The organism is Pseudomonas sp. Marseille-Q1929 (assembly GCF_017316265.1).
GTDB lineage: Bacteria > Pseudomonadota > Gammaproteobacteria > Pseudomonadales > Pseudomonadaceae > Aquipseudomonas.
In genome coordinates, this window is the sequence record NZ_JAFLWU010000045.1 from 15,956 (window position 1) to 32,277 (window position 16,322).

The following is a 16,322-nucleotide window of genomic DNA, read 5'->3' on the forward strand; positions in this document are numbered from 1 at the left end:
GTGGAAATACACCCACGGATACGGCCGCCGGGGCCGCGCTAGGATGTCCTTCCCGGACACCCCGCCGGTTGGTGATAACGCTGGGCCGGCAGGTCTCCTGACTCGTGCGTCATCGCCTCGCTCCGGCCTTCCCGGACAGCGTCCAGTGGCAGTGGGGAGCAGGCTCGGCACCTACAGTTGCGGGGGCAGTTCCGATTGGCGTGATGGGCCGCGCTTCGGATTCCCTGTTAGTCCCCTTCGGGAACCGGCGCGCCATGGTAGTCGATCAGGCTGCGAAGGGGGAGTTGCGATGGGTAAATCACAGAACAAATGCGATGCCTGTGGGAACTGGTTCATGTGGGAGCTGGCCAGTTCCCATCGTTGAGTGAGGTCGCCTGGGTTATTTGCGATCCAGCCACACGGTCTGCGCATTGCAGAACTCGCGCACGCCGAAGTGCGACAGCTCGCGGCCAAAGCCACTTTTCTTGATCCCGCCAAACGCGACCCGAGGGTCGGAGATGCTGAACGAGTTGACGAAGATCCCACCGGTTTCCAGGCGGTTGGCGATATCGCGGGCTTTCGCCGCATCGGTGGTGAAGATGCTCGCGGTCAGGCCAAACTCGCTGTCATTCGCCAGTGCCACGGCGTGGTCGGCGTCGCGGGCGGTGATGATCGAGGCGACGGGGCCGAACAGTTCCTGTTTGAACGAGGTCATCTGGTCGGTGACGTTGGCCAGTACGGTGGGCTCATAGTAGTTGCCTGCGCCTGCGACTTTGTTGCCGCCCAGCAGCAGGGTCGCGCCTTCTTCCAGGGTGGCCTGGACCTGGCCGTGCAGCTCGTCGCGCAGGTCGAAGCGGGCCATGGGGCCGATGTAGGTGCTGGCGTCTGTCGGGTCACCCATCACCAGCGCGCGGCTGGCCTCTAGGAACTTGGCGGTAAACGCCTCCACCACACCGGTTTCGATGATCAGGCGCTTGGCGGCGGCGCAGACTTGGCCGCTGTTCTGGAAACGGCCGATCAATGCGGCTTGCACAGCGGCGTCGAGGTCGGCGTCGTTGAGCACGATGAATGGGTCGGAGCCGCCCAGTTCCAGCACGCATTTTTTCAGCGCGGCCCCGGCCTGGGAGCCGATGGCGATACCGGCGCGCACACTGCCGGTGAGGGTGACGGCGGCGATGCGTGGGTCGGCAATGGCTTTGGACACGCCGTCCGGGGTCACGTTGAGCACTTCGAACAAACCGTCAGCAAAACCGGCCTTTTTGAACGCTTGCTGGATCAGGTAGGCGCTGCCCATCACATTCGGTGCGTGTTTGAGCACGTAGGTGTTGCCGGCGAGCATAGTCGGCACGGCGCCGCGCAGCACTTGCCAGACCGGGAAGTTCCACGGCATCACGGCGAGGATCGGGCCCAGCGGGCGGTATTCGATCTGGGCGCTGCCGTTGTCCACCAGGGTCGGTTCCGGTGCGAGCATGGCCGGGCCTTGGGCCGCGTACCATTCGCTGAGCTGGGCGCATTTTTCGATTTCGGCACGGGCCTGGGCGATGGGCTTGCCCATTTCCAGGGTGATCATCTGCGCCATGTCTTCGGCTTGTTCACGCAGGGCGGCGGCCAGGGCCAGCAATAGCTCGGCGCGCTGGCTGACCGGCTGGCGGCGCCAGGTGCGGAAGGCGGCGGTGGTACGGTCGAGGACGGCGTCCAGTTGCGCTTCGCTTTCGTACGGGTAGCTGCCGACTGTTTCGCCGTTGGCCGGGTTGATCGAGAGGGCGTGGGTGGTCGCGTTCATGGCACCGTCCTGCTGAATGGATAAGTTGAGTTCAGGTTACGGGGCTGGTTGTTTTCTGGAAACTGAATAATATTAAGCAATACATTCACGATTGGAGAATGACTTGGACCTGGTGCAGCTGGAAATTTTCAAGGCCGTTGCCGAACAAGGCAGCATCAGCGCCGCCGCGCAGTTGATTCATCGGGTCCCGTCGAACCTGACCACCCGCATCAAGCAACTGGAGCAGGACCTGGGCGTGGAATTGTTTATCCGCGAGAAGAGCCGCCTGCGCCTGTCGCCGGCGGGCTGGAACTTCCTTGGCTATGCGCGGCGCATCCTCGACCTGGTGCAGGAAGCCCGCGCGACGGTGGCGGGGGAGGAGCCCCAGGGCGCGTTTGCCCTAGGGTCACTGGAAAGCACGGCGGCGGTGCGCATCCCTGCGTTGCTGGCGGCGTATAACCAGAAACACACCAAAGTCGAACTGGACCTGAGCACCGGGCCGTCGGGCACGATGATCGAAGGCGTACTGTCGGGGCGCCTGGCGGCGGCGTTTGTCGATGGGCCGGTGTTGCACGCCACGCTGGAAGGCGTGGCGGTGTTTGAGGAAGAGATGGTGGTGATCGCGCCGTTGCATCACGCGCCGATCACCCGGGGGCAGGATGTGAACGGCGAGAACATCTACACCTTTCGCTCGAACTGCTCCTACCGGCACCACTTTGAACGCTGGTTCACCCAGGATGGCGCGGTGCCGGGCAAGATCTTCGAGATCGAGTCGTACCACGGCATGCTCGCCTGCGTCAGCGCCGGCGCCGGATTGGCGCTAATGCCGCGCAGTATGCTGGAAAGCATGCCGGGGTTTGCGGCGGTGAGCGTGTGGCCGCTGATGGACAGCTTTCGGGTGTTGCACACGTGGCTGATCTGGCGGCGGGGCACGGTGTCGCAGAGTCTCAACAGCTTCGTAAAACTGCTGGAAGAACGCAATCTGGTCGCAACCTGAATCTAATGTGGGAGTAGGCAAGCCAGCTCCCACAGTTTGATCGGTGCTAGCCGCCGAATTGCAGGGTGCCCATGGCGAGCTTGGTCATCAGTGTTGTGGCACCCAGTTGCACCAGCCATAAAGCCAGGCCACCGAGGAAAACGCCGAGCGCCACCTGCAACACCAGGCTTTTCTGCCGCTTAACCTGCGGCGCACGCGGCACGTAATCATCCAGCTCGTCACGGTCGGCACGCAGGTCCAGGTCGTCGTTTCTCATAAGGCTCTCACTGCAAAGGGGCGGGCAAGGTTCAGTCTAGGGGCTGGCGACGAAAAAGGGGAAGCCATTGGCTTCCCCTTCTGTGCAACGGTTACCGGCTTACAGCACCTGAACGATTGCCTTTGTGACCGCGTCGATGTTCGACTGGTTCAACGCCGCGACACAGATACGGCCAGTGTCGAGGGCGTAGATGCCGAACTCGTTGCGCAGGCGGGTGACTTGCTCAACGCTCAGGCCGGAGTAGGAGAACATCCCACGCTGGCGACCGACAAAGCTGAAGTCGTGGCCCGGTGCAGCCTTGGCCAGTTCACTCACCATCTGCTCACGCATGCCACGGATGCGCAGGCGCATTTCGGCCAGTTCGGCTTCCCACTGGGCACGCAGCTCAGGGCTGTTGAGCACGGCAGCTACAATCGCGGCGCCGTGGGTTGGCGGGTTGGAGTAGTTGGTGCGGATCACGCGTTTGACCTGGGACAGGATGCGCGCGCTTTCTTCCTTGGACTCGCCGACGATGGACAGCGCGCCGACGCGTTCGCCGTACAGCGAGAACGACTTGGAGAACGAGCTGGACACAAAGAAGGTCAGGCCCGACTCAGCGAACAGGCGCACAGCGGCGGCGTCTTCGTGGATGCCGTCGCCAAAGCCCTGGTAGGCCATGTCGAGGAACGGCACGAGGTTCTTGGCTTTGACTACGTCCAGCACGTTCTGCCAGTCGGCCGGGCTCAGGTCGACGCCGGTCGGGTTGTGGCAGCACGCGTGTAGCACCACGATGGACTGTGGAGGCAAGGCGTTGAGGTCTTCGAGCAGGCCGGCACGGTTGACGTCGTGGGTGGCGGCGTCGTAGTAGCGGTAGTTCTGTACTGGGAAACCGGCAGTTTCGAACAGCGCGCGGTGGTTTTCCCAGCTTGGGTCGCTGATGGCGACGACGGCGTCTGGCAGCAGTTGCTTGAGGAAGTCAGCGCCGATTTTCAGCGCGCCGGTGCCGCCAACCGCTTGCACGGTGGTGACGCGGCCAGCGGCCAGCAGCGGCGATTCAGCGCCAAACAGCAGGGTTTGCACGGCCTTGTCGTAGGCCGCGATGCCGTCGATTGGCAAGTAGCCACGGGCGGCGTGTTGCGCCACGCGAATGGCTTCCGCTTCGGCAACGGCACGCAAGAGTGGAATCTTCCCCTCCTCGTTGCAGTAAACGCCTACGCCAAGGTTGACCTTGGTGGTTCGTGTATCGGCGTTGAATGCTTCGTTGAGGCCCAGGATAGGATCGCGTGGTGCCATTTCGACAGCGGAGAACAGGCTCATTTTTGCGGCAGCTCTATGGGGGAAAGGAGGGACGTGTCGCGCTCCAGCCGAATGCACTAGAGCGGTGCACAAACGGGGAGCTAGTATAGAGGCCATCACCGCCTGAGGCGACAACCGAAACGGCTTTTCGGCCAAGTTTTTCGGTTTATTTGCTGACCGTTAGTCTTATTGCAACATTGACCGGGCAAGGCGTGTAAGACGATTGCCTTGAAACCCGTCACATTCGCCACCACTTCTACGGCTATCATGGTTTTTTCCTGCTGCCCGCTCTGATTTTTCGCGGGTGGCGGTCTTTTTCGTTCCCGACGGGTTTACAGTCTGGGGTGACTTCAAGAGGTACGTTATGTCGGATTTCCAACTCGTCACCCGCTTTGAACCCGCCGGCGACCAACCCGAGGCGATTCGCCTGATGGTCGAAGGCATCGAGGCCGGCCTGGCCCACCAGACGCTGCTCGGGGTGACCGGTTCAGGCAAGACCTTCAGCATTGCCAACGTGATCGCCCAGGTCAACCGGCCTACCCTGGTGTTGGCGCCGAACAAGACCCTGGCCGCGCAGTTGTACGGCGAGTTCAAGTCGTTCTTCCCGAACAACGCCGTCGAGTACTTCGTTTCCTACTACGACTACTACCAGCCCGAAGCCTATGTGCCGTCCTCCGATACCTTTATCGAGAAGGATGCGTCGATCAACGACCATATCGAGCAGATGCGGCTGTCGGCGACCAAGGCGCTTTTGGAGCGCAAGGACGCGATCATCGTCACCACGGTGTCGTGCATCTACGGCCTGGGCAGCCCGGAAAGCTATTTGAAGATGGTGCTGCACGTTGATCGCGGCGACAAACTCGACCAGCGCGAAGTGCTGCGCCGCCTGGCGGATTTGCAATACACCCGCAATGACATGGACTTTGCCCGCGCCACCTTCCGCGTGCGCGGCGATGTGATCGACGTGTACCCGGCCGAATCCGACCTGGAAGCGATCCGCATCGAGCTGTTCGACGACGAAGTCGAGAGCCTGTCGGCCTTCGATCCGTTGACCGGCGAGGTGATCCGCAAGCTGCCGCGCTTCACCTTCTATCCGAAAAGCCACTACGTAACGCCGCGGGAAACCTTGATGGACGCCGTCGAGCACATCAAGGTCGAGCTGGCTGAGCGCCTGGAATACCTGCGCGCCAACAATAAGCTGGTGGAAGCCCAGCGCCTGGAGCAGCGCACCCGCTTCGACCTGGAGATGATCCTGGAGCTGGGCTACTGCAACGGCATCGAAAACTACTCGCGCTACCTCTCGGGCCGCGAATCCGGCGCGCCGCCGCCGACCTTGTATGACTACCTGCCCGCCGACGCGTTGCTGGTGATCGACGAGTCCCACGTCAGCGTGCCGCAGGTCGGCGCGATGTATAAGGGCGACCGTTCGCGTAAGGAAACCCTGGTGGAATACGGTTTCCGCCTGCCATCGGCGCTGGATAACCGGCCGATGCGTTTCGACGAATGGGAAAGCATCAGCCCGCAGACCATCTTCGTGTCCGCCACGCCGGGCAACTACGAGGCCGAGCATGCCGGCCGGGTGATCGAGCAGTTGGTGCGCCCGACCGGCCTGGTGGACCCGCAGATCGAAATCCGCCCGGCGCTGACCCAGGTCGACGATTTGCTCTCCGAAATCAACAAGCGCGTGGCCCTGGAAGAGCGGGTGCTGGTCACCACGCTGACCAAGCGCATGTCCGAAGACTTGACCGACTACCTCGCCGACCACGGCGTGCGCGTGCGCTACCTGCACTCGGACATCGACACCGTGGAGCGTGTGGAAATCATCCGCGACCTGCGCCTGGGCACCTTTGATGTGCTGGTGGGGATCAACCTGCTGCGTGAAGGCCTGGACATGCCGGAAGTGTCGCTGGTGGCGATCCTCGATGCCGACAAGGAAGGCTTCCTGCGCTCCGAGCGCTCGCTGATCCAGACCATCGGCCGCGCCGCGCGTAACCTCAATGGCCGGGCGATTCTCTACGCCGACCGCATCACCGGCTCCATGGAGCGTGCGATTGGCGAGACCGAGCGCCGCCGCGACAAGCAGATTGCCTTTAACCTCGCCAACGGCATTACGCCCAAGGGCGTGTTCAAGGATGTCGCCGACATCATGGAAGGCGCCGTCGTGCCGGGCTCGCGCAGCAAGAAGCGCAAGGGCATGGCCAAGGCCGCCGAGGAAAGCGCCAAGTACGAGAACGAACTGCGCTCGCCGAGTGAGATCACCAAGCGGATTCGCCAGTTGGAAGAGAAGATGTACCAGTTGGCGCGGGATCTGGAGTTTGAGGCGGCGGCGCAGACGCGGGATGAGATTGGCAAGTTGCGCGAGCGGCTACTGGCTGTTTGATTTTGGAGTGACTGGGCGGGCCTCATCGCGGGCAAGCCCGTTCCCACATTTTGATGGTGTTCGCAAATCAAATGTGGGAGCTGGCTTGCCTGCGATGGCGGCACCACGGTCTCAATGACTCTCTCCAGCCTTGAGCCCCGCCGGCAACGCCTTGGTCAACAACACCGCAACCATGCTGATCCCCAGCGCCAACCCGACAAAGTGAAACGCATCGTTGTAGGCCATGATCTGCGCCTGCTGGTGCGTGATCTCACTGAGCTTGCCCAGCGCCGCCGTGTCGCTGCCGAACGTCTGCGCCAGCGTCGCCAAGCGCTCCGCCACCTGCGGGTTGGTCGGCACAATCGCCTCACGCAAGTAATCAAAGTAGGTCTTGGTGCGCGCATCCAGCAAGGTCGCCAGCAACGCAATGCCGATGGCGCCGCCGAGGTTGCGCAGGATATTGAACAGGCTCGACGCCGAACCCGCGTCCTGGGGCAGGATGTAGGCGGTGGCGATCAACGAGATGGTGACCATGATCAGCGGCTGGCCGAGGGCGCGGATGATCTGGATCTGGTTGAACTGGCTGCCGGCGAAGTCCGGGTTGAGCACCCCCGAGGAAAAACTCGCCAGGCCGAACAGGCCGAATCCCACGGTGCATAGCCATTTTGGTGACACGTACTTCATCAGCTTGGGCACCAGCGGGATCAGAAACAGCTGGGGCACGCCCATCCACATGATCACTTCGCCAATCTGCAGCGCGTTGTAGTTCTGGATCTGCGCCAGGTACAGCGGCAACAGGTAGATCGAGCCGTACAGGCCCACACCCATGCCCAGGCTGGCGATGCTCGACAGGCCGAAATTGCGGTTGGCGAGGATGCCCAGATTGATCAGCGGGTTGGGCTTGGAGAGCTGCACGATGACAAAGGTGATCAGGCTGAGCAGGGCGATGCTGCCGAGGCTGACGATCAGGCTGGATTCGAGCCAGTCCTTGCGGTGGCCCTCTTCGAGGAACACCTGCAAGCAGCCAAGGCCCACCGCGAGGGTGACGATGCCCAGGTAGTCGGTGCTTTTCAGCAGATCCCAGTTCGATGCCTTTTTCTCCAGGCCGTAGAGCAACCCGGCGATCATCAACAGGCCCGGCGGTACGTTGATGTAGAAAATGTACTCCCAGCCCCAGTTTTCGGTGAGCCAACCGCCGATGGTCGGTCCGATGGACGGGGCGAAGGTGGCCGTCATGGCGAACATCGCCATGCCTTTGGCACGGTGGTGTTCGGGCAGCTTGATCAGGGTCAGGGTGAACGCCAGCGGGATCAGCGCGCCGCCGGTGAAGCCTTGCAGGGCGCGGAACACGATCATGCTTTCCAGGCTCCAGGCCATGGAGCACATCAGCGAGGCGATCAGGAACCCCACCGACACCCACACCGCCAGCCGCCGCGCCGAGAGCAGCTGCACCAGCCAGGCGGTGAGGGGGATCATGATGATTTCGGCGACAAGGTAGGAGGTGGAAATCCACGAACCTTCTTCCAGGGTGGCTGACAGCGCGCCCTGGATGTCCTTGAGCGACGAGTTGGTGATCTGGATGTCGAGCACCGCCATGAACGCGCCGAGCATCACGCTCATCACCGCGATCCAGTCGCGCCGGGTCGGTTCGCCGACCGGGCGCAGCAGTTGATCACCGGCCATCAGGCTGGTCTTTGATATTCACTTTGACGGTCACGGACATGCCGGGGCGGATCTTGCCTTGCAGTGGGTTATCCGCCGCGAAGGTGAGTTTTACCGGAATCCGTTGTACGACTTTGGTGAAGTTGCCCGTGGCGTTGTCCGGTGGCAGCAGGCTGAACTGCGCGCCGGAGGCGGCGAACAGGCTGTCTACCCGGGCGTCGATGGGCGTGTCGGCGTAGGCGTCGAAGGTCAACTGGGCCTTTTGCCCGGATTGCATGTGGCCGATCTGGGTTTCCTTGAAGTTGGCCTGGATCCAGATGTCCTGGTCGGGAACGATGGACAGCAGGTAGGCGCCGGCCTGCACGTACTGGCCGTTACGCGCGGCGCGCTGGCCGACGAGGCCGCTGATGGGCGCGTGGATCTCGCTGCGGGTGAGGTTGAGTTCGGCCTGTGCCAGGTCGGTCTTGGCGTTGGCGATCAGCGCGTCGAGGCGCTTGATTTCGGCGTTGAGGGCGTTGACCTGCTGACGCTGGCCCTGCAAATCGGCTTCGGCCATGGTCACCTGGGAGCGGGCGATGTGGTTGTCGGCGGACAGGGTGGTCACCCGTTCTTCCGAGACATAGCCCGGTTTGCGCAGGGTTTGCGCGCGGGACAAGTCGATCTGCGAGCGCCCCAGGCTGGCCTGGCTCGACGCCACCTTGGCCGCGCCGGCGGCGATCAGGCTGGCTTGTTGGGTGAGTTTGCTCTGCGCCTGGGCACGTTCGGCTTCGCGCATGGCCAGGGCGGCGTTGGCGCGGTCGACGGCGAGGTGGAAGTCGTCGCCTTCGAGCTGCACCAGGAGCTGGCCTTTTTGCACGTGTTCGTTGTCGCCTACCTTTACGTCGACGATGCGCGCGCCGAGCTGGCTGGAGACGCGGGTGATTTCGCCCTGTACGTAGGCATTGTCAGTGCTTTCATAGAAACGGCCCTTGAAGAACCAGTGGGCGAAGAAACCCAGGCCGATCAGGATCACGATAAACACGAAGATAAACAGGCGGCGCTTGAGTGGGGCTGGCATGGGGGCAGTGTCTGTAACAAGAGGTAATGGAATATAGCCACCCAAGCATCTGTCCAATAGCCATGACTGGCGTTGAGACCGAAGCTTGGCCTAAATGCCATGCTCGATAAGGTGGGTGCTGGAGCCCAAGTGCCGAGGGCTGTTACCATTCGCCCCTTGTTTCAATTCTAGTTTTATCGCCCATTCGAGACCCGCCATGACCACCGTCCGCACGCGCATCGCGCCATCGCCTACTGGGGATCCCCACGTCGGCACTGCCTACATCGCCTTGTTCAACTACTGCTTCGCCAAGCAGCACGGCGGTGAATTCATCCTGCGGATCGAAGACACCGACCAAGTGCGCTCGACCCGTGAGTCGGAACAGCAGATTTTCGATGCCCTGCGCTGGTTGGGCATTACCTGGGCCGAAGGCCCGGACGTCGGCGGCCCACACGGCCCGTATCGCCAGAGCGAGCGCAGCGACATCTACAAGCAGTACACCCAGCAACTGGTCGACATGGGCCATGCGTTCCCGTGCTTCTGCACCGCTGAAGAACTTGACCAGATGCGCGCCGAGCAACAGGCTCGGGGCGAAACCCCGCGTTACGATGGCCGCGCGCTGCTGCTGTCCAAGGAAGAAGTGGCGCAGCGCCTGGCCGCTGGCGAGCCTCATGTGATCCGCATGAAAGTGCCGAACGAAGGCGTGTGCGTGGTGCCGGACATGCTGCGCGGTGACGTCGAGATCCCGTGGGATCGCATGGACATGCAAGTGCTGATGAAGACCGACGGCCTGCCGACGTACTTCCTGGCCAACGTGGTCGACGATCACCTGATGGGCATCACCCACGTGCTGCGCGGCGAAGAATGGCTGCCATCGGCGCCGAAGCTGATCCTGCTCTACGAATACTTCGGCTGGGAACAGCCGCAGCTGTGCTACATGCCGCTGCTGCGTAACCCGGACAAGAGCAAGCTGTCCAAGCGCAAGAACCCGACCTCGGTGACGTTCTACGAGCGCATGGGCTTTATGCCCGAAGCGATGCTCAACTACCTGGGCCGTATGGGCTGGTCGATGCCGGACGAGCGCGAGAAGTTCTCGTTGCAGGAAATGGTCGACAACTTCGATCTGTCCCGCGTTTCCCTGGGCGGGCCGATCTTCGACATCGAGAAGCTGTCGTGGCTCAACGGCCAGTGGCTGCGTGACCTGCCGGTGGAAGAGTTCGCCAGCCGTGTGCAGCAGTGGGCACTGAACCCTGAATACATGATGAAGATCGCGCCGCTGGTGCAGGGCAGGGTGGAGACATTCAGCCAGGTCGCACCGTTGGCCAGCTTCTTCTTTGCCGGGGGTGTGAACCCGGATGCCAAGCTGTTCGAATCCAAGAAGCTCTCGGGCGACCAGGTGCGCCAGTTGATGCAGTTGATCCTGTGGAAGCTGGAAAGCCTGCGCCAGTGGGAGAAGGATGCGATCACCGCGACGATCCAGGCCGTGGTTGAATCCCTCGAATTGAAGCTGCGCGATGCGATGCCGCTGATGTTTGCCGCGATCACCGGGCAGGCGAGTTCGGTATCGGTGCTGGATGCGATGGAAATTCTCGGCCCGGACCTCACCCGTTTCCGTCTGCGCCAAGCCCTTGATTTGCTTGGTGGTGTCTCGAAGAAAGAAAACAAAGAGTGGGAAAAGCTGTTGGGCGCTATCGCTTAATCAGCCTGCTGCAACGGCGAAACCCCGGTTTTCCGGGGTTTCGCCGGTAAGTGATTGTTATCCCGGCAAAAAACTTTGGAAAATGTTGAAAATAAATTTGACACACTTCCAAAGCGCCATTAAGATTCGCCCCGTCCTCACCGATGAGGGGCTATAGCTCAGCTGGGAGAGCGCTTGCATGGCATGCAAGAGGTCAACGGTTCGATCCCGTTTAGCTCCACCAATTTGCAGGTTCAAGGTCTGGCCACACCGTCCTTGAATCGATCAGTTCTCAGCGCTGATCAGTTGTACAGAAGGTTTTGTCCCCTTCGTCTAGTGGCCTAGGACACCGCCCTTTCACGGCGGTAACAGGGGTTCGAGTCCCCTAGGGGACGCCAGTTTCAACAAGCAGCTCGAAAGGTCTGCTGCGCCGCGAGGCGAAAAATCCGGGGCTATAGCTCAGCTGGGAGAGCGCTTGCATGGCATGCAAGAGGTCAACGGTTCGATCCCGTTTAGCTCCACCAATTTACAGGTTCAAGGTTCCGGCCACACCGTCCTTGAATCAGATCAGTTCTCAGCACTGATCGGTTGTACAGAAGGTTTGTGTCCCCTTCGTCTAGTGGCCTAGGACACCGCCCTTTCACGGCGGTAACAGGGGTTCGAGTCCCCTAGGGGACGCCACGATTACCCGCTCTGCGGGATTTTTAAGGGTCATTCAATTATTGAATGGCCCTTTTGTTTGTCTGGCGTTTGGCCAATTCTTTTCTTCCCTTCCTGCATTCTCTTCAGACCAATGGTCGTTTCAGTCGCTTGCCAAATATTATTATGGTAATAATATTCAACCCATGAGAACCGGAGGCTTTGATGAGCGATAAAAAAGCGCAAACTCGCGAACGCATTTTGCAGGCTGCCAGCGCGGCGTTGATCCAGCGTGGTCCGGCCGAGCCGAGTGTCGGCGAAGTCATGGGCGCGGCGGGGCTGACCGTCGGTGGTTTCTACGCGCATTTTGAAAGCAAGGACGCGCTGATGCTGGAGGCGTTCACCGAACTGCTGGCCAAGCGTCGTGCGGCCATTGACGATATGGATGCGCTGTTGACAGGTGAAGAGCGCCGAGGCCTTGTGGCGGCGTTCTACCTGTCGCGCAAACATCGCGACTCTACCGTTCAGGCCTGCCCGATCCCGGCGACCGTCGGCGAGATGAGCCGCTTGCCCGATGAGTTCCGCCAAGCGCTGAACGAGCACTGCGAGCTGATGGCCGCCCAACTGGCCGCCAGCCCCGAAGACACCGACAAGGCCCTGGCCGACATGGCGCTGATGATCGGTGGCCTGGCCCTGGCGCGTGCACTGGGCCCAGGTGAATTGTCTGACCGCGTGTTGCGCGCCGCCAAGTCGGCCGTGCGCTAGAAGAGGGCTCTAAGGATGGGCACGTTAACCTGGATTCGTCGCTTCAACGGCACCCTGGGGCATCTGGCGCCGCACACCGTGGCCAACAAGATGCGGCGTGCCTTCATGACACCGCGCGACCTGCCACCCCGCGACTGGGAGTTGCCGTTGCTGGCGCAGTCAGAGCGCATCACCTTGCGTTTCGGCCTGTCGGCCCTGCGCTGGGGCCAAGGGCCGGCGGTCTTGCTGATGCATGGCTGGGAAGGGCGTCCCACCCAGTTCGCCAGCCTGATCACTGCCCTGGTCAATGACGGTTATTCGGTGATCGCCCTGGACGGTCCGGCCCATGGCCGTTCACCGGGGCGTGAGGCCCATGTGCTGCTGTTCGCACGGGCGATGCTGGAGGCCGCCGCCGAATTGCCGCCGCTGCATGCGGTGGTCGGGCACTCCATGGGCGGGGCCAGTGCGATGCTGGCCGTGCAACTGGGGCTGTGTACCGAAGCGCTGGTGAGTATCGCCGCGCCGTCGCGTTTCCTCGATGTGCTGCGCGGCTTCACCCAAATGGTCGGGTTGCCCGCGCGGGCCCGTTCGGCGTTTATCCACGAGGTCGAACAGACCTTCGGCATGCCGCTGAAGCATCTGGACGTGGCCCACTATCAGATGAATATGCCCGGCCTGATCGTGCACGCCGAAGACGACACCTTTGTCCCGGTCAAAGCCGCCCAAGCCATCCACGAAGCCTGGTTCGACAGCCGCCTGCTGCGCCTGGAGCAGGGCGGTCACCAGAAAGTGCTGGCCGATCCCCGGGTGATCGAGGGCGTGCTGGCGCTGCTCGCCGGCCGTCGTCTACAGGCGCGGCAAAGCGCCTGATACACTGCCCGGCCGAGATCAATCGACTGGAGCAAGGCATGGGCTGGGATTTGGCAACGCCGTTTATCATCGACCTGCAGGTCGGCGCCGAGGACATCGACGGCCTGGGCCACGCCAATAACGCCGTCTACGTGTCCTGGCTGGAACGTTGCGCCTGGCGCCATTCCCAGCGCTTGGGCCTGGACCTCACCGAGTACCGCCGCCTGGACCGCGCCATGGCGGTGGTGCGTCACGAGATCGACTACCTCGCCGCCGGCTATGAATGGGACGAGCTGCAACTGGCCACCTGGATTGTCGACTGGGACCAGCGCCTGAAAATGACCCGGCGCTTCCAACTGGTCCGCCCCCACGACGGCGCGACCCTGCTGCGGGCGCAAACCACCTTTGTCTGCATCGAGCTGTCCAGCGGCAAGCCCAAGCGCATGCCCGCCGAGTTTCTTGACGGTTACGGCCCCGCCCTGACAGGGGGTTAACGGTTGCCGCAGGAAACCCAGTAAACTGCGCAACGTTTTTTGTTGAGTGTTTTCCATGCAAATTGCTTTGGCGCCCATGGAGGGGTTGGTCGACAACATCCTGCGGGACGTGTTGACCCGCGTGGGCGGGATCGATTGGTGCGTGACCGAGTTTATCCGCGTCAACGACCGCCTGCTCACCCCGGCGTATTTCCACAAGCTCGCCCCGGAACTGCTGCACGGTGCCCACACCGCTGCGGGCGTACCGTTGCGCGTGCAGTTGCTCGGCTCCGACCCGGTGTGCCTGGCGGAAAACGCCGCGCTCGCCGCCGAGCTGGGCTCCGAGGTGATCGATCTGAACTTCGGCTGCCCGGCCAAGACCGTGAATAAATCCCGGGGCGGCGCGGTGCTGCTCAAGGAGCCGGAGTTGCTCAACCAGATCGTCGAGCATGTGCGCCGTGCGGTGCCGGCGCATATCCCGGTCACCGCCAAGATGCGCCTGGGTTTCGACAGCCCGGACGGCGCGCTGGTCTGCGCCACGGCGCTGGCTGAAGGTGGCGCGGCGCATATCGTGGTGCATGCACGGACCAAGACCGACGGTTACAAGCCGCCGGCCCATTGGGAGTGGATTCCGCGGGTGCAGGACGTGGTCAAGGTGCCCGTCTTTGCCAATGGCGATATCTGGAGCGTCGAAGACTGGAAGCGTTGCCGTGAAGTCAGCGGTGCCGAAGACATTATGCTCGGTCGCGGCCTGGTGGCGCGCCCCGACCTGGCGCGGCAGATTGCCGCCGCGCGCGCAGGCGAAGAGGTGGTGGAGATGACCTGGGCACAGATGCAGCCCATGCTCCAGGAATTCTGGACGCAATCAGTCGCCCAGCTCACTGAGCGCCAGGCGCCTGGCCGCTTGAAGCAGTGGCTGGCGATGTTGACGCGCAACTACCCTGAGGCGGTCGAGCTGTTTACTGCTATGCGCCGCGAAACAGATTTGCAACAGGTCAGTCGCCTGTTGGGTATGGCCCATCCGGGGCAATGCAGCGTGCCGTGAGATCCGTCCTGAGGTGCAAAAAATGCCCCGTATCGAAAGATTCGGGGCATTTTGCGTTTTTGCGCTTGAACTCGGGGCTGAACCCGGTGGTGGTATTTATGTGCGCGCGGGATATCACATTAGGTCGGCGCGTTGGCTCTTGAAGTATGTCGGTGAGTTGCTTTCTCGGCGGTTTATTAGCGAGTGTGTCTGTGAAAGTGCCGTCAGCACAGCCTGAATTGCGGCTTTCAAAAAAAAGCGATGGGGCAAAATCCGAAAAGCTGGTTTGGTTTCCTTATATGAGTTGCGATTATCGGAACTCAATCACGGCGCCCTCCACGAAAGTAGGGACTGCGAAGCAATGAGTGTTGTTTCCGTCAACTTAAAACTCTCGACACTTCGACCGCTTTTTTAAGCAGGCACGTTGAATAAAGGATCATGCTAATGTCTCTATCGGTTAACAATCCGCCTTCTGTAAAAGTTGATACATCGGCCTTGGATCAACCCGCTGTTACCCCCCACCAAGGTACACGTTCATCCACTGCCCATATGGGGCGTGCGCCATTTCGTCATGATAGTTCTCAGGTGGCGCATGGCGATGTGATGCTGAATGCCAATGCGTTCGCCAAGTTGTTTGACATGTTCGAAGCTGTTTTCAAGGCAATGCGCGATATGTTTGCGGGGAAAAATATAGCCGCCGACGCGACGCATTTGCCGAAGGTTGCACCTGGCGCAGACACTGCGTTCAAGGTAAAGCCCGAGGCACAGAGCCAGCCGAAAGTGATGCCGGATGCAGGGAAGTTGCCAAAAGTGGCACCCTTTTCTGCTGATTTGCCCAAGGTTGCGCCCGACGGTACTGCCCCCAAGTTGAAGCCTGAAGCGCAGAGCATGCCGCACGCCGGTAACTTGCCGAAGGTGATGCCGGATGCAGGGACATTGCCAAAAGTGGCGCCCTTTTCTGCTGATTTACCCAAGGTTGCGCCCGACACGAGTACTGCACCCCAGTTGAAGCCTGAAGCGCAGAGCATGCCGCAAGCCGGTAACTTGCCGAAGGTGATGCCAGGGGCGGGCAAATTGCCTTCTATTTCCATTACGCCCGCCCCTGTCCTTCCGGTTGCGCCGAACGTGCACAAGCCGGAAGTCAACGTAACCAATGATGCCGCTTCGCAGGTCAAGGTCGAGGTCAATATCAACAATTGCCATTGCCCAGACACTCACGTTCGCCGTGGCAGCGATCTCAAGCCTTGGCCAACACCGGGCTTGACTGTTTTACCGCCCATGCCTGGTACGGATCCAAGAGCCGAGGTCGTGCCGCAAACCGAAACCACGCCTGGTGTCTTGCCCAAGCCTGACGCGACGCCGAAACCTGCTGTGGTCCCGCAGCCGCAGGTCAGGGTCGTGCCGCAAACCGAAACCACGCCTGGTGTCTTGCCCAAGCCTGACGCGACGCCGAAACCTGCTGTGGTCCCGCAGCCGCAGGTCAGGGTCGTGCCGCAAACCGAAACCACGCCTGGTGTCTTGCCCAAGCCTGACGCGACGCCGAAACCTGCTGTGGTCCCGCAGCCGCAGGTCAGGGTCGTGCCGCAAAC

13 protein-coding genes, 4 tRNA genes and 1 riboswitch are annotated in these 16,322 nt (G+C 61.6%); of the genes, 12 read left to right on the plus strand and 5 right to left on the minus strand.

Translation table 11 applies throughout. The features are described 5' to 3' along the window. Nucleotides 1-69: 69 nt before the first annotated feature. Nucleotides 70-264, minus strand: a riboswitch (cobalamin riboswitch). Between the two features lie 115 nt (nucleotides 265-379). Beyond that, on the minus strand, nucleotides 380-1,762 hold the full coding sequence (locus J1G37_RS27680) for an aldehyde dehydrogenase family protein (RefSeq protein WP_207046834.1): 1,383 nt from the start codon (nucleotides 1,760-1,762) through the stop codon (nucleotides 380-382). A 103-nt stretch (nucleotides 1,763-1,865) separates the two neighbouring features. On the opposite strand from J1G37_RS27680, the gene J1G37_RS27685 reads away from it, so the two are divergent. After that, the gene (locus J1G37_RS27685) at nucleotides 1,866-2,738 is read left to right on the plus strand and encodes a LysR family transcriptional regulator (RefSeq protein ID WP_207046836.1); all 873 of its coding nucleotides are present in this window, start codon (nucleotides 1,866-1,868) and stop codon (nucleotides 2,736-2,738) included. A 46-nt stretch (nucleotides 2,739-2,784) separates the two neighbouring features. Here J1G37_RS27685 and J1G37_RS27690 read toward each other — a convergent pair whose 3' ends face one another. Continuing rightward, the gene (locus tag J1G37_RS27690) at nucleotides 2,785-2,994 is read right to left on the minus strand and encodes a hypothetical protein (protein WP_207046838.1); all 210 of its coding nucleotides are present in this window, start codon (nucleotides 2,992-2,994) and stop codon (nucleotides 2,785-2,787) included. Nucleotides 2,995-3,093: 99 nt separating this feature from the next. Next, nucleotides 3,094-4,290: an amino acid aminotransferase gene (locus tag J1G37_RS27695; protein ID WP_207046840.1), complete on the minus strand. Its 1,197-nt coding sequence runs from the start codon at nucleotides 4,288-4,290 to the stop codon at nucleotides 3,094-3,096. A gap of 343 nt (nucleotides 4,291-4,633) precedes the next feature. Here J1G37_RS27695 and uvrB point away from each other — a divergent pair, with 343 nt between their 5' ends. Continuing rightward, on the plus strand, nucleotides 4,634-6,649 hold the full coding sequence (gene uvrB, locus J1G37_RS27700; protein WP_207046843.1) for an excinuclease ABC subunit UvrB: 2,016 nt from the start codon (nucleotides 4,634-4,636) through the stop codon (nucleotides 6,647-6,649). A gap of 111 nt (nucleotides 6,650-6,760) precedes the next feature. On the opposite strand, the gene J1G37_RS27705 is transcribed toward uvrB, so the two are convergent. Both J1G37_RS27705 and J1G37_RS27710 read right to left on the minus strand, forming a co-directional pair. After that, entirely contained in the window at nucleotides 6,761-8,251 is a 1,491-nt protein-coding gene (locus J1G37_RS27705) for an MDR family MFS transporter (protein WP_207046859.1), read from the minus strand. A 49-nt stretch (nucleotides 8,252-8,300) separates the two neighbouring features. Further along, a complete protein-coding gene (locus J1G37_RS27710; protein WP_207046845.1) occupies nucleotides 8,301-9,347 on the minus strand; it encodes an HlyD family secretion protein in 1,047 nt (348 codons plus the stop codon). Between the two features lie 196 nt (nucleotides 9,348-9,543). Between J1G37_RS27710 and gltX the strand changes: the two genes are divergently transcribed. From gltX to J1G37_RS27760, 10 genes are all read left to right on the plus strand, one after another. After that, complete coding sequence (gltX, locus tag J1G37_RS27715) at nucleotides 9,544-11,025, plus strand: glutamate--tRNA ligase (protein WP_207046847.1); 1,482 nt, start codon at nucleotides 9,544-9,546, stop codon at nucleotides 11,023-11,025. Nucleotides 11,026-11,172: 147 nt separating this feature from the next. Beyond that, nucleotides 11,173-11,248, plus strand: a tRNA-Ala gene (locus J1G37_RS27720). Between the two features lie 78 nt (nucleotides 11,249-11,326). Beyond that, nucleotides 11,327-11,402, plus strand: a tRNA-Glu gene (locus tag J1G37_RS27725). Nucleotides 11,403-11,452: 50 nt separating this feature from the next. Next, a tRNA-Ala gene (locus tag J1G37_RS27730) sits at nucleotides 11,453-11,528 on the plus strand. A gap of 81 nt (nucleotides 11,529-11,609) precedes the next feature. Beyond that, nucleotides 11,610-11,685, plus strand: a tRNA-Glu gene (locus J1G37_RS27735). 183 nt (nucleotides 11,686-11,868) lie between these two features. Then, entirely contained in the window at nucleotides 11,869-12,408 is a 540-nt protein-coding gene (locus J1G37_RS27740; protein WP_207046849.1) for a TetR/AcrR family transcriptional regulator, read from the plus strand. 15 nt (nucleotides 12,409-12,423) lie between these two features. After that, the gene (locus J1G37_RS27745) at nucleotides 12,424-13,257 is read left to right on the plus strand and encodes an alpha/beta hydrolase (RefSeq protein WP_207046851.1); all 834 of its coding nucleotides are present in this window, start codon (nucleotides 12,424-12,426) and stop codon (nucleotides 13,255-13,257) included. Nucleotides 13,258-13,295: 38 nt separating this feature from the next. Continuing rightward, nucleotides 13,296-13,730 carry a thioesterase family protein gene (locus J1G37_RS27750; RefSeq protein ID WP_207046853.1) on the plus strand — a complete coding sequence of 145 codons (435 nt, stop codon included), beginning with the start codon at nucleotides 13,296-13,298 and terminating at the stop codon, nucleotides 13,728-13,730. Between the two features lie 55 nt (nucleotides 13,731-13,785). Beyond that, nucleotides 13,786-14,754 carry a tRNA-dihydrouridine synthase gene (locus J1G37_RS27755; RefSeq protein WP_207046855.1) on the plus strand — a complete coding sequence of 323 codons (969 nt, stop codon included), beginning with the start codon at nucleotides 13,786-13,788 and terminating at the stop codon, nucleotides 14,752-14,754. Between the two features lie 423 nt (nucleotides 14,755-15,177). Continuing rightward, a partial coding sequence (locus J1G37_RS27760; protein ID WP_207046857.1) for a hypothetical protein occupies nucleotides 15,178-16,322 on the plus strand: 1,145 nt, incomplete at its 3' end.

Bases quoted from the DNA above. Each gene is read 5' to 3' on its own strand.
- J1G37_RS27680 (WP_207046834.1), bottom strand. From the start codon at position 1,762: ATGAACGCGACCACCCACGCCCTCTCGATCAACCCGGCCAACGGCGAA.
- J1G37_RS27690 (WP_207046838.1), bottom strand. From the start codon at position 2,994: ATGAGAAACGACGACCTGGACCTGCGTGCCGACCGTGACGAGCTGGAT.
- J1G37_RS27695 (WP_207046840.1), bottom strand. From the start codon at position 4,290: ATGAGCCTGTTCTCCGCTGTCGAAATGGCACCACGCGATCCTATCCTG.
- uvrB (WP_207046843.1), top strand. From the start codon at position 4,634: ATGTCGGATTTCCAACTCGTCACCCGCTTTGAACCCGCCGGCGACCAA.
- J1G37_RS27710 (WP_207046845.1), bottom strand. From the start codon at position 9,347: ATGCCAGCCCCACTCAAGCGCCGCCTGTTTATCTTCGTGTTTATCGTG.
- gltX (WP_207046847.1), top strand. From the start codon at position 9,544: ATGACCACCGTCCGCACGCGCATCGCGCCATCGCCTACTGGGGATCCC.
- J1G37_RS27740 (WP_207046849.1), top strand. From the start codon at position 11,869: ATGAGCGATAAAAAAGCGCAAACTCGCGAACGCATTTTGCAGGCTGCC.
- J1G37_RS27745 (WP_207046851.1), top strand. From the start codon at position 12,424: ATGGGCACGTTAACCTGGATTCGTCGCTTCAACGGCACCCTGGGGCAT.
- J1G37_RS27750 (WP_207046853.1), top strand. From the start codon at position 13,296: ATGGGCTGGGATTTGGCAACGCCGTTTATCATCGACCTGCAGGTCGGC.
- J1G37_RS27755 (WP_207046855.1), top strand. From the start codon at position 13,786: ATGCAAATTGCTTTGGCGCCCATGGAGGGGTTGGTCGACAACATCCTG.